The organism is Anaerobiospirillum sp. NML120448 (assembly GCF_023050945.1).
In the GTDB taxonomy this organism is placed as follows: domain Bacteria; phylum Pseudomonadota; class Gammaproteobacteria; order Enterobacterales; family Succinivibrionaceae; genus Anaerobiospirillum.
In genome coordinates, this window is sequence record NZ_JALKIM010000027.1 from 19,472 (window position 1) to 46,402 (window position 26,931).

Genomic DNA, 26,931 nt, shown 5'->3' on the forward strand with positions numbered 1-26,931 from the left:
GTTCTTTTAAAATTTGTGTCGAGGTTACTTTAGTATGCAGAGTTAAGCTCAAATCTACCTAAAAAGAGGCTCTCAACCTAACAGAGCTTGCCTTTCTGCCAAGTCTCAAGCCTCAATTTAAGTAGTTTTAGTTAAATGTTCTATTTAAGCTTAGAACATGTAACGTGCATTGGCGTTTACACCAAACTCATCAGTGTTAGAGGAGCCAGTGTAGTTGAGGCCTAAGCCTAAACCAAAGTTGCCAGTCTTAGCAGCGATGCCAACGGATGCACCATAGGTGAAGTTGTCAACAAACTCAGCCTTGGTAGATACGTCCCAGTTGCTTACGCCAGTCCAGGATACAGTACCATCAACAGTGTCGTCACCGAAGTTGCCAGTTAAGGTCAAGTCAAAGCTTGGCTTAACAGTCCAAGTATCGGTTACGTACTCCTTGGAGATGGTTACACCAACAGGGATGGAGAATACATTTGCAGAGCTTGCATTGTATTGACCAACCTCACCAAAATCAGCTGAATCAATGGTGTAGTCATCCATGTCGATGCGAGTGAAACGCAAGCCAGCATGTGGAGTTACGTCCATCACAGCAACCTTCAAGGCGTACTGACCAGTTACACCAACGCTTAAGGCAGTGGTATCAAAAGAGGTAGAGGTCTTGCTAGCAGCAGTGTTAGCCTCTACATCAGAATCGATAGTGGTATAAGAAACATCACCAACGATTGAGAAGTTGTCGATAGCATAGCCTGCGTAGATAGAACCACCGAAGTAGTCAAAGTCATTGGATACTACAGAGGCAGCACCCTGACCATCAGCATCACCAGAACCTACATTGAACATAGCACCAACACGTACGCCGTTAGCTAAGGTTACATCACCACCTAAGGCTACGCCGTATAAGGTAATGTCAGAACCGTAGCCTAAGCCGTCAGCGTCGAAGCCATCAGACTCGTGGCTCTTGTAAACTGGGGTTACCCATAAGCCAGAACCTTGACCATTGTTAGCAATAGTCATAGTACCAGCCTGCTGGCCCATACCGAAGCGACCTGCAACAGCGTCATAAGTGGTAGAGGTAGCAACTAAAGCAGTCTCAGCAGCACCACCAAAATCACCCATACGTGCGGCTTGATCAGCGGCAGCACCATTGGTATTACGTACAACCTTCTCTAAGAAGTCACTGTAGGCCTTCTTGTAGATATCATAGGTAGGTTTGCCATGCTCGTCCTTACCAGTTGCAACAGCTACGTAGTTGTTGAAGTCTTCCTTCTTTAAGCTCTCGCCAGCGGTAGCGCTAAAGCCAGTAATCTTGCCGTCTGGATTGATATCAAAATTAGACTGTGCAGGGCCTGCAACACCTAATAAGACCTCTTCTTTTACACCTTGGGCTACTGGAGCGCCATCACGTGGATACATCTCTTCCCAGTTCTTGGTAAGAGTGGTGTAGCCTAATAAGAAGTCACGCATTGGTGCAGAGGCAGCGGTAAAGGCACTATCAACCTTATCAGTATCAAGTTTTAAGGTGCCCTTAGAAACTTCCTTACCTGCCTCAAGATAGAAGCTCATTAAGCCGTTTACAGTCTCAACACGGATGCTATTAGTCTTATCACCTAAGATCTTAACGCCAGGATTAGTTTTGTCAGCATCAGTAAATACAGTGACTTCACGAGAGCCATTTAAGAAAGAAGAACCGTCAAGAACAATCTTAGCACCCTTATCGGCATAAACAGCAGCATTGGCAGATTTAAACTTGATAGCACCGCCATCCTTATTAGCGCCGTCGCCTAATGCTAATACAGCATTGCCGCCTAAGTATAAGTCAGCCTTTTGAGAGGCATCTACACCATTAAAGGTCTTCTTCTCAGTGTACTTAGCAACTAAGTCGCCACTCTTATCAAAGGCAGTGTCTAAGTTAGCAGCAGAATCAACAATGATTTGCTCACCACTCTTTAAGCTTTGTTGGGCATTGATGTAAAGAACAGAACCAATCTTGCCCTCAGCATTGCTTAAAGAACCATTTTGGTCTTGTAAGCTTGCTAAGTAAGAGCGAGCAGAAGCTAAATCAGAGCCTACTAATAAGGCAGAGTTTTGACCTACTACAATATCACCATTGATTAAGCTGGTATCAGTATTTAATGGAGTGGTCTTATCAGTAAAGGCACCAATTTCTGCAACGGATGACTCCTGACCATAAGCTGGATCTAATAATAAAGCACCACCACTTAGGTTTACATACTTAGCAGCTAAGAAGCCAGAAGAGTTTAACTTATCAGCTTGGCTGTACTCACCAACAGAGATGGCCATATCTGGGGCTGACTTTAAGATACCCTCAACAGTTACACGAGCGCCATCAATAATCTCAAGCTCATTAGTAAACTCTGCATTACCTGCAAAGTTGGTTACACCCTTGGCAAACTCAGCATAGTTGTTGGCCTTAAAGTCACCTCTAAAGGTATTGTTACCAGCAAAATGAGTTGCGCCAGTTAGAGTGGTCTTGCCTTTAACCTCAACATCACCAGCAATCTTATTGGCCTCAGCAGCAGTGGTAGTGCCAGTTAAGGTTAAGTTATTAGCTACTACTAACTTAGAACCAGCCTTGGACTCTAAGAAGCCAGTAGATACCTTACCATCAACAGTGGTTAAGCCACTCTTAAGCTCTACAGTAGAGTTATCCTTACCTGCTAAGTCCTTTGATAACTTGGTCTCGCCATTCTTGCCATCAACTACTAATGCAGAACCTGACTCTAAAGTTACGTGGTCGATAATACCGCCATTAGCAAGAGTTAACTCGCTGTTAGCTAAGACCTTAGCACCAAGAACTACATCACCACTGCCAAGAGCAAAGTACTTGTTACCAGTGGTATCGCCCTCAATAGTAGTAGCGGTGTATAAGCCAGCCTTCTTAGTGAACTGAACATCAGCACCAGCTTGGGTAATCTTATCAGTTACAACGGAACCAAAGTGACCAGTTACATTGTCAGTGGACTCAACTTTGGTTAACTTAGCACCCATTAAATCTTCATTGGTGTAAGTTGGGAGGTAATCCTCATACTTCTTAGCAGCATCGCTCCAAGAAACTTCATTATTAGCATTTGGAGTTAAGCCAACAATTTCAGCATTGCCTAAGTAAACTAAGCCTTCAGGTGAATTGCCATCGCCAAATAACTTCTTATTTAAATCCTTTAAGCCTACATCGCTAAACTTGTCGCCACTTGCAAATTTTAACTCTAATGAAGAGCCAGGATTTGATTTGATAGCACCATTAGTAACATTAGTGTCAAAATCAGAAGCAAATTTTACCTTACCATCAGCATCAGTTTGGATGGCCTTGATAGCATCGCCCTGAATGGTTAACTTAGAGTCTTTGTTAAGAACAATAGCACCAGCAGCTAACTTAACGCCAAATAAATCATCAGAGGAGTCACCAGACTTCTGATTATCATCCCACTTACCATTAAGAACCATGTTGCCGCTAACAGCTACGCTACCAGTTACATCAACTGCATTAGCAGTTAAAGTACCTACAGAATTAACTGTTAGACCAGAAGCTTTAGCTACAGTTAACTTATCAGAGACAGTTAAATTAGCAGTGATCTTATTGCCTTCAGCGTCAACTTCACCACCTGCAGAACCAATAGCAAATGCAGTACTATCAGCACCAACAGTTACGGTCTTAGCGGCAGTCCATGAGCCTGCTAAAATATTTACAGAGCCGCTAGAGTTATCAAGAGCAGCTGTAATGTTGCCACCACCAACAGAGGTAGCATACGCTGGATCAGAGCCCTCAACTGGGACAATCTTACCTAACTTTAATACTGAATTAGCTGATGAAAGCTCAATGTCCTTGTCAGAATCTAAACCAGATAATACAGTAAAGTTACCAGAATCAAGGGAGAACGCAGTTGTTGTTGTGTCACTTGCCTTTAACTTGAGAACAAGCTTATCAGCCTGAATATAGCCATCTTTACTAATGTCAACAGCTTTAGTAGTTAGATTAGTTAAAGTAAGAGTTTCTGCAACATCTAATTTGCCACCTGAATTACTTGAATTTTTATCAAAGTTGATAGTTGCAGTTGTTGGTGCTGTTGAGCTGTCAGTTGAACCTAACATAGCACCATCAATTGAGAGGCTGTCGGTAATCTCTAAGGTACCGCCCTTTGCTAAGTTGATTGAGCTTGCTTTTTGAGCAGTACCTACTTTTTTAACAATTGAAGTGACATCTGCACCTTCTAGAATTAAAGTACCGCCATCAGAAGCTTTTACTGCGATAACATCTGCATCTACATCAGCGGTTGCATCTAACTTAACTTCATTAGCGCCAGATAAATCTAAAACAGCGTTACTTCCTGAAACTAGAATAGAGCCGCTGCCATTGCTTTTAGATAGTTTTAAAGTAACAACACCATTCTTAAGAGCAAGCTTTGAGGCTACTTTATCGCCACCAGTTTTTACTGGTTCAGCACTTGTAACACTTAAAGAGCCCTTAGTTAAGGTTACATTCTCACCAAAGGTATAGTTACCAGCAGCAACAGTTAAGCTCTTGCCTTCTGTTACATTGATAGCCTTGCCAACGATAGTGCCATCTTGAGCTACCTTGATTGCATTACCATCAGCGTCTTTGCCGTCGCCCATAGCCTTTAAGGTAACTGCATCTTGTAATTTGTACTCACCATCAGACTCGATTGTAAGGTTCTTTGCCTCTAAAGAAGCAGCACCAATTGCTTCAGTACCACCTAATGTTAAAGTTCCAGTTGCAACAATATTAGCATTAGTTTTTGTGCCAGAAAGTGGGGCTTTTGCAACAACATTAGTTGCGCTGAGTTTAGCTTTAGCATGACTCATTGTAATTGAGCCAACTTCAGCAGAAGCTGCAAACTTGTAATCAGCTAAATCAATATTACCTGATACAACTACAGAGCCAGATTGAGCAATATCTAATACGCCTTTCTTGTCGCCTTTTAAGAAATTATCAAAGGTAGTCTTGCTTAAAGAAAGAGTTGCCTCTGTAGTATCTCCACCAATTTTTAAATTACCAGCCTTGGTGGCAGCAGTGCTATCTGATGAAGTGTTAGCAACTACTACACCATCGTTAAGAATTAACTTGCCAGCCTTTAAATTAAGAATAGCGCCAGAAGTGCCATTACCACCAATATTAATAGTGGAGCCAGAAACTAATTGTAATGTTTCCTCGTCTTTATTTTTTGTGGACGGCACATCAGCTAACTCAACAGTGGCTGTTTTTCCTTCTTTAACTGATAAGGTTACTTTAACATTGGAACCATAATTTTTGATAGTTGAATTATCTTCAACGGAGATGGTTGCACCAGATGCATTAGAGATATCACCTTCCCAAGTAGCCTTGGTTAAATTAACTTTAGCACCATCAGCTAAGGTATAGACAGTATCACCGCTACCAAACTTTAAGTTATCATCAGCAGCAGTAATGGTTAAAACACCACTCTTGCCTAGAGCTACACTATTGACTCCAACAGTTGTTTCCTTGCCTGTAGTGTTTGCTACAGTCAGGGTACCTTCTTGGATATCAAATGCATGGATATTTAAAGTGGTGCCAGAATCGGCAGAACCATCACCAACAGCTAATGCAGATCCAGTAGTAGCTAACTTGATGGTACCTCTTTCTGCAGTTAAAGAAACAGCATTATCAGTACCTTGAACCTTATTGTTAGCCCCAGTTAGAGATAGGATAAAGCCATCTGCTTTAGTATTGTTGGCTGTTACAGCAGCAGATGCGCCAGTTACTGAAAGAGTTCCAGTTAAGTCTTGGCCATTTAATGCTTCCCAAGTAGTTTTACTGTTTACAGTCTCAGCAGCCTGAGCTTGGCCTACGGCTAAGCCCATGGTTACGACAGCGGCGGTGGCTAAGCCTTTGAAGTATGCATTCTGGAAGATTGCACGGTATTGGGCCATTAAGAACTTAATGGCGTTATTTGTTTGCTTCATTTGTATTTAAAAAAATGAAAGATAATGTGTTTGTTTTGTCTTAGCGCTTTAAATTGCAGTTTATGGCCATAGCAAAAGAGCACGCTTAGTACTGAGCATGATAGTTTTTACTAGAAATTGGGAGGCTATAAGCTTGTGATATGATGTAAGAGTTAACTTCAGTTAATAAAGTCTTACAAGATAGGGGCAAGATAAAGAGCGATAAGGCTAAACGCCTTAAATGATTTTGTACAAGTAAAATGATTAACTTGTAGCTAAGAGGTAAAAGTAGCAAAGACCTTATAATGATAAGCACGCTAAAGCTTATATTAGTTCAAGTCTATTTTCTATTTAATGCTACTAGTGCGGGAAAGATAAGACAAAACATAAGAAAGAGCTCGAAAAGACGAATGAGCCCATGGCGGGTGTTTTAAGACGATGCGTCTAGAATTTAGTCGAAAAAAAAAAAAAGCATAAATTGTGCCTATATTGTTGAAATCTAATAAAAAATTACCTTTTCCCGCAAAATATCTAATTTGGTAGTTTGTAATTGTTAGAAGTGTCTCATAGCTGAGCAAACTTAAAAGAAGAGAAAAGCCTAATTGGAAGCAAGTTTACGGTATGACAGTGTGATGTGAACTATCACAAAGAATAGATTTTAATTGATATTAATCAATTTGTATATTAAGAACATTTCCTAACAATAAGGTCTTGTTTATCAAATTTCCAATTTGCTGAGCGGGCGTTTTAAACTTTAAAAGTATTTTGCTAAAAGCCAAAAGGCAGTTCGCTTATTTTAATAAGCGTCCTGCCTTTTGTATTTTGGACTATCTCAAAAGAGGCTCTCAATCTAGCAGAGCTTGCCTTTCTGCTAAGTCTCAAGCCTCAATTTAAGTAGTTTCGTTAAATGCTCTATTTAAGCTTAGAACATGTAACGTGCATTGGCGTTTACACCAAACTCATCAGTGTTAGAGGAGCCAGTGTAGTTAACACCTAAGCCTAAACCAAAGTTGCCAGAGGTAGCTGATACACCAACAGCTGCACCATAGGTGAAGTTGTCCATGATCTCAGACTTAACAGTGGTAGATAAGTTGGAGAAGCCATTCCACTTAGCGGTAGCCTCAGCCTCGTCATCACCAAAGTTGCCAGTTAAGGTCAAGTCAAAGCTTGGCTTAACAGTCCAAGTATCAGTTACATACTCCTTAGCGATGGTTACACCAACTGGTACAGAGAAGATATTGAGGCTATCGCTATCATTCTGTGAGTAAGCAGTGGAGTAGTCATCCATATCAATCATAGAGTAACGTAAGCCAGCGTGTGGGGTTACGTCCATACCAGCAACAGATAACTTGTACTGACCAGTAATGCCTACAGAAAGGTTGGTAGAATCGATAGAGGCATTTACCTTACCTAAGTCGGTGTTGCCCTCAATATCGTTGTCTACAGCAGTGTAGGTAACGTCAGCTACTAAGGAGAAGGCATCCATGCTGTAGCCAGCATATAAGCCTAAGCCGTAGTAATCAAAGTCGTTAGATACGTTAGAACCTAAGCCCTGACCGTCTGCATCACCAGAACCTACATTGAACATACCACCAACCTTGAAGTTTGGAGCAACTTCAATGTCAGCACCTAAGGCTAAGCCATAAAGCTTAACATCAGCACCGTAGGACTTGTTGTCAGCAGCAAAGCCGTCAGACTCAGCGCTCTTGTAAACTGGAGTTACCCAGATTGCGCCGCCCTGACCGTTAGCAGCTGCGCTTACGCCACTTACACCAACACACATGCGAGCGGAAATAGCCTCGTAGGTCGAAGCACCAGCCTCAATAGCAGCCTGTGGTGCGCCACCAAATACAGCTAAACGTGCATTGGTTTCAGCATCGATAGCAGAGCCATTGTTGTAAACAATGTTGTCGATTAACTCGTTCTTTGGAGCGAAGTAAACTGCACCAGTCTTAGCATCAACCTGCTCGTTTGCTAACTTCTTCACTAACTCTGAATCAGGAGTGAACTCATTCTTGAACTCAGGATCAGTGTAGTACTTATCAGCATTCTTATAGAAGCCAGTAGCATCACCATAAACAACATCTTGTTCAACATTTGGATCAGCCTTTACAGCCTCATAGTTCTTATGACCATAAGCAACAGACATTAAGGTGTCAGCAACAGGAGCGGAAATACCTGCTAAGTCGCCCTTCATCTTAGTGTCATTTACTGATAAAGCTAAAGTATCAGTGTTTAAGTCAGTAATATCCTGAGTGAACCAGCCATTGATGGTTTCTACACGTAATACTTTCTTTTGCTCTGCATTTACAGAAGCACTATCAAGAGTTAAGGCAGTACCATCAAATAACTTCTCGCCCTTAACCTTAGCAACAACATTAGAGCCAGTTAAGAGAACTTTGGCACCCTCACCAGCATAAACTGCTGAGTTGTTTTGTAAGGTAACAGGAGCCTTGGTACCCTCAAATGCCTGAGCATCAACAGCTAAAGCAGAGTTCTTACCTAAGTATAAAGCTTGAGTTGGAGCAGTGGCATTTTGGTAGTCAGTTAAAGACTTGGTGGAGTCAACAACTAGCTTATCATTAGCACCTAAAGTAATTGACTTGGCGGTGTAAGCTACAGCACCAATCTTATCCTTATCTAGAGCACCATTAGCCTTGAATAAAGGAGCTAACTCAGACTTAACAGCAGCTAAAGCAGCAGCCTTATCAGTGGTGTCTAAGCCAACAGCTAAAATAGAGTTCTGTAAAGCTACAGCAGTACCACCTAAAGAACCTGCATCAGTCTTGTCAGCTGCTGGTGCATTGGTTAAATCACCAGTTACCACTATAGAGCTTGCTACATTGTAGGATGGATCTACATATAAAGTACCACCAGCTAAAGTTAACTTGTCAGTTACTAAGTATGCAGAAGCACCATCTACTAAGGCTTCAGAAGGCTCAGTGCCAACAACTAACTGCTTGGTAGAAGCAAGTTTTACATCAGTAGCAAAAGTCTGGCCTTGAGTAATCTTAGCGTTATCTTGGAAGGTTGCTACGCCTAAAGTATTGCTCTTACCTGAAAGAGTTGCAGCCTTCTGGAAGGTTACATTGCCAAGAACATTGTTTTGACCAGCTAATTCAGTCTCACCAGCAAAGGTTGAAGTGCCAGCAACCTTTAAATCACCCTTAATTACGCTCTTAGTATCTTTATTTGAGGTGGTTAAGTTGGTGGTAATATCTAATGAAGTACCTTCTTGGGTATTAATAGAACCAACCTTTACACTCTCGTTAACCTTAACTTGAGCATCGCCATTTAAAGATAGAGAGGTCTCAGCACCTTTACCATCAATCTTAGCAATAGTGTTAGAGCCATCTGTTACGATGAGCTGAGTTACATTGTTAGCAGTACCATTAGTTAAAGTAATCTTGTTAGCAGTGCCGCCATTCTTTAAGTGTAAGAAGCCAGAGGCATTTACAGATAAGTCTACAGTAGTGCCTGACTGGTTGTTTGCAAAGCCCTTGGAACCATCATTTAAGGTTGCGCCTGCAATGGTAATATCTGATACAGAGCCCTCAGCCTGTAAGTTGCCAACAACACCAGTTACAGCATCACCTGGCTTAATGCCAGTAACCGTAGCCTTTTCTAAGTTGGCAATCACAACATTGTTAAGATCTTCAATCTTCTTGAGCTCTTCATGAGTAATGGTGTAAGAGCCATCTTCTTGTTGTACTACACCAGCATCAGTAATAACTGCCTTGCTTAAGTCGAGGTAGCCATTACCATCAGGGTTAGATACGAACTCTTTACGTAAAGCAGCAATTTGAGCGGTAGTAAACTCAGTGCCCTCAGCAAAAGCAAGCTTTAAGGTACCAAAGTTGTCTAACTTAACAGTGTTAGCAAAAGGATCCTTATTAGCTAAGCCATCAGCATACTTAATTGCTGTAGTATCGCCTGAGCCTTCAAAGCCAATGCCCTTAATTGCAGTCTCACCTAAAGTTAAGACTGCCTTGGTACCATCAACTGTAATGGTACCAGAAGCATTCTCTACACCATAGGTTAAATCGCCAGACTCAGCAGTACCTGACTCAAGACCAGTTAAGGTTAAGCTACCATATACATTTACGGTACCTTCAGCTTGATTGAACTTAGCAAAGGTTGCAGAGCTGTCTTTGTTAATGGTTACTGTTGAGTTAGCATCAACAATGGTCAAGCCGCCTTGGGTTGAAGTAAAGGAAGCTACAGACTTGCCATCCTTTAAGGTCTCACCACCTACAACAAAGTCACCACTTTGAGTAAGAGTTACATCCTTACCAGTCCAATTGCCGTTAGATACTAAGATTTGTCCATTATTGGCTGCTTTAGCATTTACATTTAAGTTAACATTGACATTGCCACCTTGAGAAAGAGCTACTTCATTCTCAATATCACCTAATTGCAATACAGAGCCTTGCTCTAAAACAATATTAGCTAACTTACCTGTTGAATCCACAGCACTATTTGCTAAGAATGTACCTGAGCCAATATTTGCTTCTGTAGTATCTGGCTTATCGGCAGTAAGCTTAAGTGTTTCGGCCTTTAAAGTACCAGTCTTGATATTTAATGCGGTACCATTAAGTCCAGTTACTGATAACTCATTGGCTTGTAAAGCGCCAGCCAAATCAATCTTGCCAGCAGCGCCAGTTCCTGTATTAGTAAGATTTGCAGATGAAATCTCAAAGTCACCATTAACCTTTAAAGTACCATCCTCTTTAACAAGAGTGGTTAACTTTGTGTTGTCTGCTGAAACAATCTTTTTAGCAATATCTTCTGAAAGAATGATAGTACCTTTCTTATCAACTTTCATTGATGAAGATTGGGCAGGGCCAATAACAAAGTTACCAGACTCAAGCTCAGATAAATCAAGAGTAGCTTGGAATAGGTTATTATTTGAACCGCCGCCTACAGTAATATCACCACTGGTTAATGTAAGCTTTGAACCAGCATTAAACTTTAAGCTAGCAGCAGTCTTATTGGTAGTATCGTCTAATCCAACTACTAAAGAGCCCTTTGCAGAGTCAGTACCTAAAGTTAAAGCAACGTCATTAGTCCAAGAGCCATTGTCAATCTTAAGTGACTTGTTATTTTCAACAGTTAAGGCGCTAGCTGCGTTAGCACCCTTGCTGATAGTGCCAGTATTAGCTAATAAAGCCTTGATCTTAGCGGCATCATCTAAATCAGCAAAGCCTTTTTTACCATTTACTTCAGCAATTGAATCAGTGCCTAAGTTCAAATCAGCCTTAAGAGTTGTCTTAGCATCAATTGTAAGTCCGCTATTGGCACTTAAAACTGCATTAGTAATAGCAACCTCTTGAGCATCAGCGGCAGTTACCTTTAGAGTGTTGCCAACAAGCTTACCAGCTGATGCTAAGTCTGCACCTAAAATAATCTCGTTAGCTTTTACAGCAGAGGTTCCATCTGTAAGTTTGATTTGATTAGCAGCTGTATCAGCAGTAGCAGCTAATTTCAAACCATCAGCAGCGGTTAAATCAAGAGTGGAAGCACCTAAATCAAGAGTAGAACTTGCAGCTACTTCAGTCTTAGCCTTGCTTGCTAAGGTTTTAGCACTGGCCAAATCAGTCTTTAAGGTAGAGCCACCGCTAATTAAGAATGCAGACTCATCACTGGTTTTGCCAATAGAAGCCTTCTCTGCACCTAAGTCAAGAGTTACAACACCAGAACCAGAAAGAGTTACCTTACCCTCAAGGTCTAATACACCGCCAGTAATATCAAACTTCTTAGCGCTGTTATCTGTTACTGCATCAGCAAAAGCAAAGTTTACAGAGTCACCAGACTTAACGCTAAGCTTACCGCCAGTCATAGAGCCATCAACTAAGTTGATGGTTAAGCCAGTCATATTAGTGCCATCGCCCTGAGTTTGAATTTCACCAGCGTTAATGGTTAAGGTATCAGCATTTAAAGTAATAGAGGATGCTCCAGCACCACCACTTTGGGCAGCCTTGATTAAAGCGCCAGCATTTAAAGTAATGTCGGTGTTATTGGTGCGAGTAGCTGTAATTGTTTTACCTGCAACAGATTTATCATCAAGGTCTAATACAGCCTTGCCTTCAGCTAACTCTGCTTTACCAATTGTTATAGTGTCAGCCTCAAGTTTACCGACTTTACCAGTATCTAAAGCTAATTTCAAAGTACCAGACTCTAAGGCAACTGCTTTTGCTTTAACAGTCATATTGCCTTTGGTATCAGTACCTGCAATAGTTAAACCATTTGCAACATCGCCAGTAGCAATGGTTAAATTCTGAATGGTTAAAGATTTATCGGCAGATGCATTTGAACCTAGATTAATTTTATTTTCGGCTAATTTACCGCCACTAATAACTACATTGGCATTTAAGGTTAAGTCTGCGTCTGTAGCTTCAATAGTAATATTCTTCCACTTATTATCGGCACCTGTTTCTGAGCCACCTGTGATTTCAACAGTTCCAGTTAAACCAGCAAGCTCGTCAGCCTCTAAAGCAGTGTTAGTGGATCCAGCCTGAGCTTGACCTGCAGCTAAGCCCATGGTTACGACGGCGGCGGTAGCTAAGCCTTTAAAATATGCATTCTGGAAGATTGCACGGTATTGAGCCATTAAGAACTTAATGGCATTGTTAGTTTGCTTCATTTGTAATAGTAAATGAAAAATGTGTGGGATGTTTTGTCTTGGCAGCTTTAGCTTGGTCTAGTTGAGGTCGCAGTAAAGCCTTGCTTTGTACTGAGCGGGCGTTTAAATTTACTGATAAAAATGACCTTCAAGCATTAGGTGTAATTTGGAACTTTCAATAAGAATATGAAGTTCTTTACAATACCAAAAAGCTAAAGTGCAAATAGGCTAAAAGCCTAAGTTTAAGGTTGTACAAGCAATCGTTGATTAGCTTGTAGCTAAGAGGTAAAAGTAGTAAAGACCGTAATTAAACTAGCACGCTAAAGCTAATTTAGTATGGTCACAATCTCTATTGTTGGAAGGTACCAACTTAAAAGAGACACTACTAGTGCGGGATGTAAGACAAAACAAATACGTAGAGCTCAATAACGTGAAAAGAGCTCTGGAATGGTGTTTTTAAGCGGTGTATCTAAAAACTAGTCGAAAAAAAAAAAAAAAAAGCATAATCTATGCCTATTCTATCGGTTCTTTAAAATTAGATGAAATAAACCTTATGGCGATAAGTTAATAATGCTTTTAGTGTGTGGTTTCAATGTTAATGGAAAATTTTAAAAGCAGTGATTAATTTCGCGTGAAAGAGAGCAATGGTATGCAAAAGGTATGATTTTACAGCCGAGCAACAAGCTCAAAATATGCGTGGGTAGTTTGTTTGCAACATTAATTAAGTTAAGTTAAGTTAAGTTAAGTTAAGTTAAGCTAAGGATTATGCTTTCAATAACATTCACTCTGCAAAAGAACTAATACTGCGATTTCCCGCAAATTCGAAATATCTCTATGCAAGATCAAGTGCTCAGTGTTCTTGTCAAATTCTAGAGCAAAAAGCCAAAAAGGCAGGATGCTTATTTTAATAAGCATCCTGCCTTTTGTATTTTGGCCTACCTCAAAAGAGGCTCTCAACCTAACAGAGCTTGCCTTTCTGCTAAGTCTCAAGCCTCAATTTAAGTAGTTTTAGTTAAATGTTCTATTTAAGCTTAGAACATGTAACGTGCATTGGCGTTTACACCAAACTCATCAGTGTTAGAGGAGCCAGTGTAGTTGAGGCCTAAGCCTAAACCAAAGTTGCCAGTCTTAGCAGCGATGCCAACAGCTGCACCATAGGTGAAGTTGTCAACAAACTCAGCCTTGGTAGATACGTCCCAGTTGCTTACACCAGTCCAGGATACAGTGCCATCAACAGTGTCGTCACCGAAGTTGCCAGTTAAGGTCAAGTCAAAGCTTGGCTTAACAGTCCAAGTGTCAGTTACATACTCCTTGGAGATGGTTACACCAACAGGGATGGAGAATACATTAGCAGAGCTTGCATTGTATTGACCAACCTCACCAAAATCAGCTGAATCAATGGTGTAGTCATCCATGTCGATGCGAGTGAAACGCAAGCCAGCATGTGGAGTTACGTCCATCTCAGCAACCTTTAAGGCGTACTGACCAGTTACACCAACGCTTAAGGCAGTGGTATCAAAGGAGGTAGAGGTCTTGCCAGCAGCGGTGTTAGCCTCAACATCAGAATCAATAGTGGTGTAAGAAACATCACCAACGATTGAGAAGTTGTCGATAGCATAGCCTGCGTAGATAGAACCACCGAAGTAGTCAAAGTCATTAGATACTACAGAGGCAGCACCCTGACCATCAGCATCACCAGAACCTACATTGAACATAGCACCAACACGTACGCCGTTAGCTAAGGTTACATCACCACCTAAGGCTACGCCGTATAAGGTAATGTCAGAACCGTAGCCTAAGCCGTCAGCGTCGAAGCCATCAGACTCGTGGCTCTTGTAAACTGGGGTTACCCATAAGCCAGAACCTTGACCATTGTTAGCAATAGTCATAGTACCAGCCTGCTGGCCCATACCGAAGCGACCTGCAACAGCGTCATAAGTGGTAGAGGTAGCAACTAAAGCAGTCTCAGCAGCACCACCAAAATCACCCATACGTGCAGCTTGATCAGCGGCAGCACCATTGGTATTACGTACAACCTTCTCTAAGAACTGGTTGTTAGCATAGCGATAAGCAACCTTCTTGTCCTGACCGTCAACCTTTTCAGTAACAATTACAAAGTCCTTAGCAGTAGTACCCTCTGGTAACTTAGAGGTATCAATAGTGCCATCTTCTTTAAGAACATCAGCCTTGCCTGCAACTAAGTACTCTGCCTTATTAGGATCTACTTGAGCGCCATCACGTGGATACATCTCCTCCCAGTTCTTGGTAAGAGTGGTGTAGCCTAATAAGAAGTCACGCATTGGAGCAGAAGCTGCGGTAAAGGCACTATCAACCTTAGTGGTATCAAGAGTTAAGGTGTCCTTAGAAACTTCCTTGCCTGCCTCAAGAGTAAAGTACATTAAGCCGTTTACAGTCTCAACACGAATGCTATTAGTGTCATCACCTAAGATCTTAACGCCAGTATTAGTCGTGCCAGCATCAGTAAATACAGTGACTTCACGAGAGCCGTTTAAGAATGAACTGCCATCAAGAACAATCTTGGCACCTTCCTCGGCATAAACAGCTGCATCATCGCTTAAGAACTTGATTGCACCACCAGAAACATTGGCACCATCACCTAATACTAATGCAGAGTTTTTACCTAAGTATAAGTCAGCTTCTTGTGGGGTATTAGGAGTGCCGCTGTATGTATATTTCTTGGTGTACTTATCAGCTAAATTAGTGCCAGTCTTAAATGCAGTCTTAGCATTGGCATTAGAGTCAATGATAATCTTCTTGCCATCATTAACTGTCTGCTGAGAGTTAACATAAAGAACTGAGCCTAACTGATCTTTCTCATTGCTTAATGAGCCATTTGTGTTTTGAATGCTCTTTAAGTAAGAACGAGCTGAGTCTAAGTTAATCTCACCGTTTTCTTTAATACCAACTAATAAAGCAGCATTTTGACCAACTACAACATTGCCGTTAACAATACTATCAGCACCAGCAGTATTGCTTTGATCAGTGAAAGAGCCAATTTCAGCAACAGCAGTTTTCTTAGAGTAGTCAGGATCTAAGAATAATACACCACCATTAAGGTTTACATGCTTAGCTGATAAGAAACCAGTTGAGTTTTGCTCATCAGCGTGATCTGGGTGGTATTCACCTACAGAAATAAGCCTACCAGATTCACCAAGTAATAAGCCTTGAACATTAACGTTAGCATTGTCTAAGATTGCTAAATCTTCATTGAAGGTAGCCTTGCCTACAAAAGTGGTTGCGCCGTTGGCAAATTCTACATCCTTGGAAGCGGTGAATGTGCCATTAAAGTTGTTGTTACCTGCAAAGTTTACTGGACCTGTTAAGGTTGTATTACCATTAACCTCTAAGTCGCCTGAAATGTTTGAGGTATTTGCACTTGTTAACTCAAAGGTCTTATTAACTACGAGCTTAGAGCCAGCAGCAGAGTCAATAGTGCCTAACTTAACTTTACCATCAACCTGGGTAACACCGCTCTTAATGTTAAGCTTACCAGTAGTATCGGTGCTGGTTAGGTCTTTAAGAACCTTAGTTTGTCCCTTAGCACCATCAATGGTTAAGGTAGAGTTAGCGCCAATCTTAGCATGGTCAACAATACCGCCATTAGCTAAAGTAAAGTTGGTTTTGTCTTCTAAGGTAACACCTAAAACTACACCACCACTGCCAAGAGCAAAGTACTTGTCAGTAGAACCTGCTTCCTTAGCAACTGCATTGTAAAGACCACCACCCTTAGTGAAGGTTACAGACTCACCTTCGTTAGTGATAAGATCAGTTACTACAGAACCGAAGTGACCAGCTAATTTATCAGTGGTTTCAACCTTGGTTAATTTCTTATCAACTAAGTTTTGATCAATATAAGTTGGTAAGTAGTTAGCAAAGCCGTCAGCATTGTCTTTCCAAGCTACAGTATCACCAGTAGTGTCAATGCCTGAAATTGTTACATTGTCGCTTAAGGTTACAGTACCACTTGGAGCTGTGCCGCCGAATAACTTCTTAGTTAAAGTATCTAAACCAGTCTGATTGATCTTCTTTTCGCCATCAGCAAAAATCAAATCTACGTTAGAGCCAGAAGCAGAAGTAATAGCACCGTCTACAAATTTGCTAAGATCTGATGCAAAGGTAAGAGCGCCATCTTTGTCTAAGGTCATACCAGCTGTAGCAGCGCCTGAAAGGGTAAGGTTTGCACCATCATTAAGAACAATAGAGCCAGCTGCTAAAGTAACACCATAGGTATCGTCAGCAGTACCAAGTTTGTTATCAGCACCCTTGTCTTGCTTACCAAGGATAGTTACGTCGCCACTAACTGTAATTGCAGAGACTTTAGCATCAATAGCGTTGGCAACTAAGGAAGAGCCCTTAGCTACAGATACGCCAGCAGTAGCGGTAAGTAGACCATTAACCTTTAAACCAGCATGGATTTGGTTGCCATCAGCATCTAAAGTGGTGTTATTACCAATAGTTAAAGCTGTAGCAGTAACATCCTTTTCTGCAATCCAATCACCAGCAACTACAGAAACGCTACCAGCGGAAATTTTGAGGTTTTGGTTAATGCTGCCGCCAGAAGATAAAGGTGAGGAGATTCTATTTTCAGTCTTTACATCACCTAGCTTCAATACGGAATTTGCAGTTGAAAGATTAACTTCTTTATCAGAGCTTAAGCCTTTTAATACAGTGTATTTGCCAGCGCCTAGCTTGATATCAGTAGCGCTAGATGAGCTGCTTTGCTTTAACTCTAAAGTACCAGCTTGAATCTTGCCATGCTCGCCGATATCTAGAGCGTCAGTATTAAAGTCCTTTAAAGTTAAAGTATCAGTTACTTCTAACTTACCTGAGTCAGTGCTTTGGTTATCAAACTGAATAACACCATTAGTGCCAGGTACACCACTTGAGTTATTGCCAGATTTTAAGGTAGCAGCAGCAATTTCTAAAGAGTTAACCTTTAAAACACCATTGCTATCGAGAAGGATAGAAGCTACTTTATTACCTTCAGTACCAGTTACTTTACCTACGAAGGAAGCAACATGCTCACCCTTCATAATTAAGGTACCAGAGTTGGTTACTGAGAGAGCAATATCGGCCTCAGTACCAGCTTTGCTTGTGGCTACATTATTAGCACCAGAAATATCTAATTCTGCATTGGCACCATCAACTGAAAGTGTATTACCAGCTTTGTTTGCAATAGTGATATCGCCACCATCAATGGTCAACTTAGAGTCAAGCATCTTAGCAGTAGTAGCTTGATTAGATACTGCACTAGTAAGTTTGATAGAACCATCATTAATGGTAACATCGCCAGTGAATAAATAGTTACCAGCAGCAACAGTTAAGCCGCCGCCACTAACATTAATGGCCTTGCTAGTAATAGAGCCATTGTCAGATACTAAAATAGTCTTACCATCAGTATCTTGTGCTTCAGATGTTGCTTGTAAGGTAACTTTATCTTGGAGCTTAAATGCAGACTTACCATTCTGAGCAATTAACTCTAAGTTCTTGGTCTTTAATGCTGCACCAGCCTTAACTTCGGCACCAGTGCTGCCTAATGTTAAAGTTTCCTTAGCTTCAAAAGTAAGATTAGCTGCGCCAGTTACAGTTTTGTCCACGGTAATGTTGTTGGCTTCAAGAGTAGAATTTCCTGCAGCAGTTGCACTGATTTTACCAGCGGCAGCGGCATCAGATGCAAATGTGTAATCAGCTAAGTTAATATCACCATTTACAACAACAGTGCCTGATTTGCCTAGATCTAAAGCACCTTTTTTAGCATTTTCTACACCAGTGCCAGAGTTTAAGAACTTATCAAGTGTATCCTTGCTAATAGCTAACTTAGCAACATTAGTTCCTGAACCTACAGTAACTACAGCTTTACCATTACCCTGACCAGCACCTTGTAAAACTACGCTATTACCAAGGTTTACGTTACCCTTATCAATAGTAAGAGTTGTATCATTAGCCTCTGCGGTAAGAGTGATAGTTCCGCTGGTAATATTTAAAGTATCTTCTTTATCAGTAGTTTTCTTTATATCATCAGCAAGAGAAATAGTAGCAGAACCAGAGTTGCCAACATTAATGTCAAGCTTTTCAGCAGTACCAAAAGTGGAAATTGTACCGAACTTTTTAGCAGTAACATCTAAGACACCACCAGTACTTACAAGTTCACCTTGTAAAATTGCTTTAGATGCTGCGCCACCATCAAAGGTAACAGTACCACCACTTGATAAATTAATTTGAGAAGCTGCTTTAGCTTCAGCGGCAGCTCTACCTAAAGTTGCGACTTCAGCGCCAGTTGCAGCAGTAAGAGAAATCTTTGCATCTTTACCCTTAACAGAAATGGTATTAGCTTCAACGGTTGCAGCGGAAGCTGTAGTTCCAGCAGCTCCTGCAATATCTAATAAACCAGACTGTACGTCAATCTGATTAATCTTTACAGTTAAAGCAGCTCCATCGGCAGCTGCAAGACTAATGCCATCAGTTGCTTTTCCAGTTTGTACAGTTAAAGAACCACTACCTGATAAAGATAGAGCACCACCATCAGCCCTAATAGAGTGAGCAGTAGAGTTATTTATACCAGTAACTTTTACATCAGCCTTCCAATCCTTAGTGTCCTTACCTGTGATTGCAACCTGATCTGTGTCTGTAAATTGTAGTTCACCTTGATTGGCTAAGTCTGTTAGAGTAGGAGCTGTAGCCTGAGCCTGACCAGCAGCTAAACCCATAGTTACGACAGCAGCGGTGGCTAAGCCTTTAAAATATGCATTCTGGAAGATTGCACGGTATTGAGCCATTAAGAACTTAATGGCGTTATTTGTTTGCTTCATTTGTATTTAATAAAATGAAAGATAATGTGATTGTTTTGTCTTAGCGCTTTAAATTGCAGATTACGGCCATAGCAAAAGAGCATGCTTAGTACTGAGCATGATAGTTTTTACTATAAATAGAGAGGCTATAAGCTTGTGATATGATGTAAGAGTTAACTTAAGAGAATAAGGTCTTACAAAATAGGTTGGCAAATTAAAGGGCGATAAGGATAAGGCTGACAGCCTTATATGATTTTGTACAAGTAAAAGTGATTAACTTGTAGCTAAGAGGTAAAAGTAGTTAAGACCTTGTAATGATAAGCACGCTAAAGCTTATATTTTGCTAAAGTCTATTTGATACTACTAGTGCGGGAAAGATAAGACAAAACACAAGAAAGAGCTCTATAAGACGTGAATGAGCCCATGGCGGGTGTTTTAAGACGATGCGTCTAGAATTTAGTCGAAAAAAAAAAAAGCATAAATTGTGCCTATATTGTTCGAATCAAATAAAAATCAGTCATAATTGATAAAACACTGTGGAGTAGCCTATTGCAGTGAGATAAAAACAGAGATCATTAGCAAAATTTAAGGGTAGCAACAGGTGCGATTTTGGGCCAATAACAGATAAGCTATATATTTTATAGCGGTAATGCTATCTCTGTGAGTAGCTTTAAGTAATGCAATAAGCATGGCCAAAATAAGCCATTAAAACAGCTTATTTATCGGATTTAAATTAAATTGTTTGTAGCTTATGACTTATTAAAGTTAATGTATCGTTCCTTCCTGCTTTTCACCTTGTAAGAAAACGGCTATCAGTATTGCTTACATGGAAGCAACTAGTCACTTTAGGCTTAAGGATGAGCAAGTTCTTATTTGGCCTCATGTCTCCTAATTTCTGATATTTATCAGCCATAATCATATAGATTGAGCGGGCGATTTAACTTTTAAAGGTTTTGCGTACAAGCCAAAAAGGCAGTTCGCTTATTTTAATAAGCGTCCTGCCTTTTGTATTTTGGACTACCTAAAAAGAGGCTCTCAACCTAACAGAGCTTGCCTTTCTGCCAAGTCTCAAGCCTCAATTTAAGTAGTTTTAGTTAAATGTTCTATTTAAGCTTAGAACATGTAACGTGCATTGGCGTTTACACCAAACTCATCAGTGTTAGAGGAGCCAGTGTAGTTAACACCTAAGCCTAAACCAAAGTTGCCAGTAGTAGCTGATACGCCAACAGCTGCACCGTAGGTGAAGTTGTCCATGATCTCAGACTTAACATTGGTAGATAAGTTAGAGAAGGTAGCCCACTGAGCATTGCCCTCAAACTCGTCATCACCAAAGTTGCCAGTTAAGGTCAAGTCAAAGCTTGGCTTAACAGTCCAAGTATCAGTTACGTATTCCTTAGCGATGGTTACACCAACAGGTACGGAGAAGATGTTTAAGCTATCGCTAGAAGATTGAGCATACTCAGTTGCATAGTCATCAATATCAAGCTTGGAGAAGCGAACACCAGCGTGTGGAGTTACGTCCATACCAGCAACAGATAACTTGTACTGACCAGTTACACCAACAGATAAGTTAGTAGAATCGATAGAGGTAGTTACCTTACCTAAGTCAGTATTGCCCTCAATATCGTTGTCTACAGCAGTGTAGGTAACGTCAGCAACTAAGGAGAAGGCATCCATGCTGTAGCCAGCATATAAGCCTAAGCCATAGTAATCAAAGTCGTTAGATACGTTAGAACCTAAGCCCTGACCGTCTGCATCACCAGAACCTACGTTGAACATACCACCAACCTTGAAGTTTGGAGCAACTTCAATGTCAGCACCTAAAGCTAAGCCGTATAAGGTTACGTCTGCGCCGTAGGACTTGTTGTCAGCAGCAAAGCCATCAGACTCAGCGCTCTTGTAAACTGGAGTTACCCAGATTGCGCCGCCCTGACCGTTAGCAGCTGCGCTCACGCCGCTTACACCAACACCCATGCGAGCAGAGATAGCTTCGTAGGTAGAAGCACCAGCCTCAATAGCTGCCTGTGGAGCACCACCAAATACAGCTAAACGAGCTACAGTCTCAGCGTCTACTGCATTGCCGCCATTGACAAGGATATTGCTGAGAAGCTTGTTGTCATACTTGAAGTAAGCAACTTGCTGACCATCAATAGTCTCAGCAACTAAACGATCCTTGTTTGGATCAGTTGAAGCAACCTCCTGGGTCTTGTCTTTATCAGTGTAGAACTTGGTACCATTAGTGTAGTAACCAGCAGCTTGGATACCTAAGATCTTGTCAGCAGGAGTCTCAGCAGTGTAGTCGTTGTACTCAGAACCTAAGGCAATTAAGGTAGTCTTAACTGGCTCAGATACTACAGAGAACTGTTGCTCTGCAAGAGTCTGACTGAAGTCAAGCTTGATGTTATCAACACCTAAGTCCTCGCCCTTATTGTAGGTCTTAGAATATAAGCCATTTAAGGTCTGAACAGTTAAGGAGTCAGCACCGTCTAACAATACCTTATTAGTGCTATTGTCAAATAAGTTAATCTGACCATTTACATCAGCTAAGCTACCAGTAATGAAGAGCTTGGAATTATCTTTGTCCTCAGCAAATACAGTTGCATTACCGCCCTTGTTGTCAAAGGTAATAGCAGCCTTGCCAGCCTCGTTTAAGGCGGTAACATCAATTGCTAAAGCAGCATTAGTACCGATATAAATATCACCCTTTGCATACTCAGCAGCCTTCTTGTTATAGAAGTTGTCAGCCTTAGCATCAGAGGTGGTTGCTGGATCAACAACAATCTTAGAGGTTGCACCTAATGTAACTTGATCTGCTACATAAGCAATAGCGCCTACGCCTTTAGCCTGCTTAGCTGGATCTTGTAAAGAACCAGTAGTAGGGTCGATAAACTGAGCGAAGATTTCCTTAACCTTGGCCTCGTCCTTATTACCTACAGAAGCAATACCGTTTTGTAAGGCATATAAGTTACCATTTACAGAGCCAGCATCAGCTGCTTTGTCATTGTTACCAAACTTGGTAACACCAGCAAATGAGCTCTTAGAACCAAAGTCTGGATCAACAACTAAGGTACCACCATTTAAATCTAAACGATTTACGGATAAGGAACCAGTTGCGCCCTCAATGCCTTCCTTAGCATTAGAAACTTGACCTACATTGATAGTCTTAGTGCCATCAAGTTTAAGTGCGCCTTGAACATCTACTACACCACCAAAAACGCCTAAATCAGTTACATTAGCATTCTTAGTAAAAGTAGTCTTGCCACCAGTGAACTCAACATCGTCCTTAGCAGTGAAGAGGTCACCAAATTGGTTGTTACCGCTAAACTCAGCTGAGCCTGATACAGTGGTCTTGCCAGTAATATTTAAGTCACCAGCGATCTTAGAGTTACCAGTAGACTTTAACTCTAACTTGTTAGCAGCTAAGCTAGAACCAGCCTTAGAGTTTAATGAACCAACAACTACACCGTCGTCATGGGTTACCTTTAGAGCGCCAGACTCTAAGGAAACAACACCTGAATCACCAGTAACCTTAGTTAAAGTAGTTTCGCCGTTCTTGCCGTCTACAACAAGCTTAGAACCAGTACCTAAAGTTACTTTATCAGCAATACCGCCATTCTTTAAGGTTAAGTTGGTCTTTGCTTCTACATTGAAACCAAGAGCGCCAAGAACCTTGCCCTCATTGCCATTCTTATCAACTTGAGCAGCAAAATAGCCATCGTTGCCAGTGGCATTACCTAAGGTTAAGTTCTCATCAGTCTTGATTTGTGAACCAGCCTTCATCTCAGTAGAGGTTAAGGAGCCAAAAGTACCACGAACAGTATCGGTAGACTTGATGCCAGTTACCTCAGCATTCTCTAACTTGCTGGTGGTAACATCACTAATGATGTCTTTCTTGGCCTCAACGTCCTTCCAGGCAATTTCATTGGTCTCTTTATCAACTTTAAGGCCTTCAAGATCAGCACCACCTAAGTTTAAAGTACCCTTTAAGCGGTCGGTATCTTGAGTCTTACCAAATAACTGCTTACGTAGCTCAACAACCGCAGCATCAGAAATTACACCATAATCAGCAGCAAAATTGAGCTTAACAGTAGAGCCAGTAGCTGATTCGATAGAACCAGCCTCATAACCCTTTAAGGTTACAGTGCCACCAGAGATATTAATAGCAGTTAGAGCATCCTTATCAATGGTTAATTGGCCACCTGCCTGCATAACAATAGTGCCAGCCTTAATATCGAGGCCATAGGTGTCGTCGTCATGGTTATCAGGAGTGTTCTTGTTATCTAACTTACCATTTAAGGTCATGTCGCCACTAACATTGATCTTAGCGCCAGCAACAGAGGTTAATTCAGCAACAGTAAGTTCTTGATCCTGAGTTGAGCCCTCAATGTTTTGGTAAACATTAACGGTATCGCCAGTAGAGCCAAGAGCTAACTTCTTAACATTTAAGCCCCACTTGTGGTCAACATCTTGTAGCTCAATAGCTGAAATAGTGGCTGCACCAATATCAATATTAGCGTTCTTGGTTGCAATAGACTGAGCATCCCAAGTGCCATACTCAATGTCTAATTGTGAGCGATTAGCATTATCTTGGCCAGCTAAAGATAGGTCAACATTAATAGCACCTTGGTCAGCAGTGTGATTGGTCTTAGATACAATTTCACCTAAGGTTAAGGTAGCCTTGCTAGTAGTATCTTTACCAATAACAAGCTTAGCGCTGGTATCTTCAGACTGGATAGTATTGCCTACTGCTAAATTACCAGTATTAACAACAAAATTACCACTAGCTGTTTGGGTGTTCTCGATAGTTAAAGTATCAGCAATTGCTAAATTACCAGAAGCACCAATACCTAATCCAGCAGCAGCTGTCTCAGTAAGAGTCATGCTCTTAGCCTTGATGGTACCGCCATCAGTGCCATGGAAATCAATCTTTTGAGTAGTAGCAGTGCCTGTTGCAGTGAATGCATCTGCATTTAGTTTGAGAGTACCATCGCCTAAATTGATGACACCACCACTAAGTGCAAAACCAGCTGTCTTGGTTTGATTTTTTGCCCAATCTTCAGCACTATTAGATAAGAGCTTGTTAAAATTATCAACGGAAATATCTAACTGACCGTGTTTTTTAACATTAATAGTTGTTAGATTATTAGCATTACCAGTTAAATCAAACTCAGTATTAGTGAGGTCTAAGGTTGCACCCTTATTCTCAGCACCTTCTACTGTAATAGTATTAGCAGCATTGGTGTTATCAATAGTTAACTTAGAAATGGATAAGTTGGAACTTGCTAAAGATGCAGTGCTACCTACAGATAAAGAGCCCTTATCTAACTTAATACCATTTGCAGAGTAATTACCGCCATCTACTGCAAAAGTGGCACTAGTGCCAGATACAGTAACATCACCAGAGATGTTACCCTTCTGTGCAGTTGCGTGAGTACCAGTACCTGAAACATTAGATAAAGTTAATGAGTCCTGTAATGCAAATGGAGTATTTGCTGCACTTTCTACAAAGGTAACATTCTTAGCTTGAAGCTTTGCACCAATAGCCTGGGTAAAACCAGCTTTACCTAAGGTCATATTATTAGCAGAAAGAGTTAGCTTTGTGGCAAGATTAGAGCCATTGCCTGCTTGTGCTGCAATTTCAAAATTATCAGCGTGAACAATACTATTGGTTCCAGATACAACTACAACACCTGTAGCTTTATCTGTTCCAGCACCACTAGCAATTTTAAGAGTTAATGCTTCATCAGCAATAGCGGTAGAATTACCTAAAACAACTTTCTTGCCTTCTAAAACAAGCTTTGCGTCCTGCTTTAAAACAACGTCAGCCTTTGGGCCAGTAGTTAAGTACTTACCGATTACATCAGCATCAGAGCGTAATTCTGAGTACTTCTCTGGAGAGTCAGCAGAGGCAACACCTTGAATAGTTAGGTAAGAGCCAGAAGTTTCAGCTCCAGATGTTTTTAAATCAACATTAGCATCAAGAATAACTAAAGAGCCAAGAGCAGCTGAACCACTATCAATCTTTAAGGTTGATGGAGTAGAAGCATGTGAAGCTAAGTCAATTACTGATCCAGAAGCAAAGTGCATAACACCACGCTTTTTAGCTGTATCATCGCCTACTAAAGCAATAGTGCCAGTCTTTTCTGCATCAACAGTGATGTTTTGCTTTTGAGCGGTACCAGTAGAGCCTTCTACATAGTTAGGAATAGTCCAAGTGTTAGCACCATCACCAGAGAAGTGGATAGTACCACCAGTACCAACTAACTGCTTACCAATAACTGAGCCAGAGGCTTGGAACTCAATGGTGCCGCCAGAGCCAAGCTCGATAGTGGTTTTATCGGCTGTACCAACAGTGACACTTGTGTCACTACCTGAAACAACTAATTTACCGCCATTGCCTAAGCCTAACTTCTCAGAGAGGCTTACGGTAGTTGCTTTAGTAGCTGTATTTGTAACAGTTACAGTGCCTTTTTGAATATCTAAAGCCTTGATATCTAAGGTAGTTGCAGCGCCATCAGAATTCTTACCAATAGTTAAAGCAGCTGAAGCGTCTGCAAGCTTAAGAGTACCTTGTTTTGAGGTAAGAGAAACAGCGTTACTTCCACTTCCAGCAATAGAGTTAGTGCCACCAGTTAAAGCTAAGGTGAAGCCATCTGGTTTAGTGTTGTTTGCTGTTACACCACTGGTTGATACATCAATGATAACAGTACCAGTTAAATCATTACCTTGTAACTTTTCCCAAGAAGCTTGATTTGTTACGGTCTCAGCAGCCTGAGCCTGGCCAGCGGCTAAGCCCATAGTAACTACAGCTGCGGTAGCTAAGCCTTTGAAATATGCATTCTGGAAGATTGCACGGTATTGAGCCATTAAGAACTTAATGGCATTGTTAGTTTGCTTCATTTGTAATATGAAATGAAAAATGTGTGGGATGTTTTGTCTTGGCAGCTTTAGCTTAATCTGGTTGATGTCGCAGTAAGCTCTCGCCTTGTACTGAGAGGGCGTTTAAATTTACTGATAAAAATGACGTTCAAGCATTAGGTATAATGTGGAATTTGTCGATGACTAAGTCATTCCTTACATATATACACAAAAGCTAAAGTGCTAATAGGCTCGAAGCCTAAATTTAAGGTTGTACAAGCAGTCTATGATGAGCTTGTAGCTAAGAGGTAAAAGTAGTAAAGACTTGCTTTTAAACTAGCACGCTAAAGCTAATTTAAAAGGGTCACATTCTCTATTGTTGGAAGGTACCAACTTAAAAGAGACACTACTAGTGCGGGACGTAAGACAAAACAAATACGTAGAGCTCAATAACGTGAAAAGAGCTCTGTAATGGTGTTTTTAAACGGTGTATCTAAAAATTAGTCGAAAAAAAAAAAAAGCATAATCTATGCCTATTCTATCGGTTCTTTAAAATTAGATGAAATAAACCTTATGGCGATAAGTTATAGTAAACGACATAAATAATTAGGTAATAAATAAGCTTAGTACTACATTCATGTTAAAATAGTTTTAGGTATAGCTCAATATAGTCTCTTAACATGAAAGTACGTAAATTTAAAACTGATATTG

Annotated in this window: 4 protein-coding genes; all 4 read right to left on the bottom strand. The window is 40.9% G+C overall.

Features of this window, described 5'->3' with window-relative positions:
- Positions 1 to 150: 150 nt before the first annotated feature.
- Positions 151 to 5,952 carry an autotransporter domain-containing protein gene (locus tag MXE38_RS06395; RefSeq protein ID WP_246913299.1) on the bottom strand — a complete coding sequence of 1,934 codons (5,802 nt, stop codon included), beginning with the start codon at positions 5,950 to 5,952 and terminating at the stop codon, positions 151 to 153.
- A gap of 901 nt (positions 5,953 to 6,853) precedes the next feature.
- Positions 6,854 to 12,574, bottom strand: a complete 5,721-nt coding sequence (locus MXE38_RS06400; RefSeq protein ID WP_246913301.1) for an autotransporter outer membrane beta-barrel domain-containing protein — start codon at positions 12,572 to 12,574, stop codon at positions 6,854 to 6,856.
- Positions 12,575 to 13,584: 1,010 nt separating this feature from the next.
- The gene (locus MXE38_RS06405; protein WP_246913303.1) at positions 13,585 to 19,383 is read right to left on the bottom strand and encodes an autotransporter outer membrane beta-barrel domain-containing protein; all 5,799 of its coding nucleotides are present in this window, start codon (positions 19,381 to 19,383) and stop codon (positions 13,585 to 13,587) included.
- Positions 19,384 to 20,475: 1,092 nt separating this feature from the next.
- Positions 20,476 to 26,262, bottom strand: a complete 5,787-nt coding sequence (locus tag MXE38_RS06410) for an autotransporter outer membrane beta-barrel domain-containing protein (RefSeq protein WP_246913305.1) — start codon at positions 26,260 to 26,262, stop codon at positions 20,476 to 20,478.
- Positions 26,263 to 26,931 lie beyond the last annotated feature (669 nt).

Bases quoted from the DNA above. Each gene is read 5' to 3' on its own strand.
- MXE38_RS06395 (WP_246913299.1), bottom strand. From the start codon at position 5,952: ATGAAGCAAACAAATAACGCCATTAAGTTCTTAATGGCCCAATACCGT.
- MXE38_RS06400 (WP_246913301.1), bottom strand. From the start codon at position 12,574: ATGAAGCAAACTAACAATGCCATTAAGTTCTTAATGGCTCAATACCGT.
- MXE38_RS06405 (WP_246913303.1), bottom strand. From the start codon at position 19,383: ATGAAGCAAACAAATAACGCCATTAAGTTCTTAATGGCTCAATACCGT.
- MXE38_RS06410 (WP_246913305.1), bottom strand. From the start codon at position 26,262: ATGAAGCAAACTAACAATGCCATTAAGTTCTTAATGGCTCAATACCGT.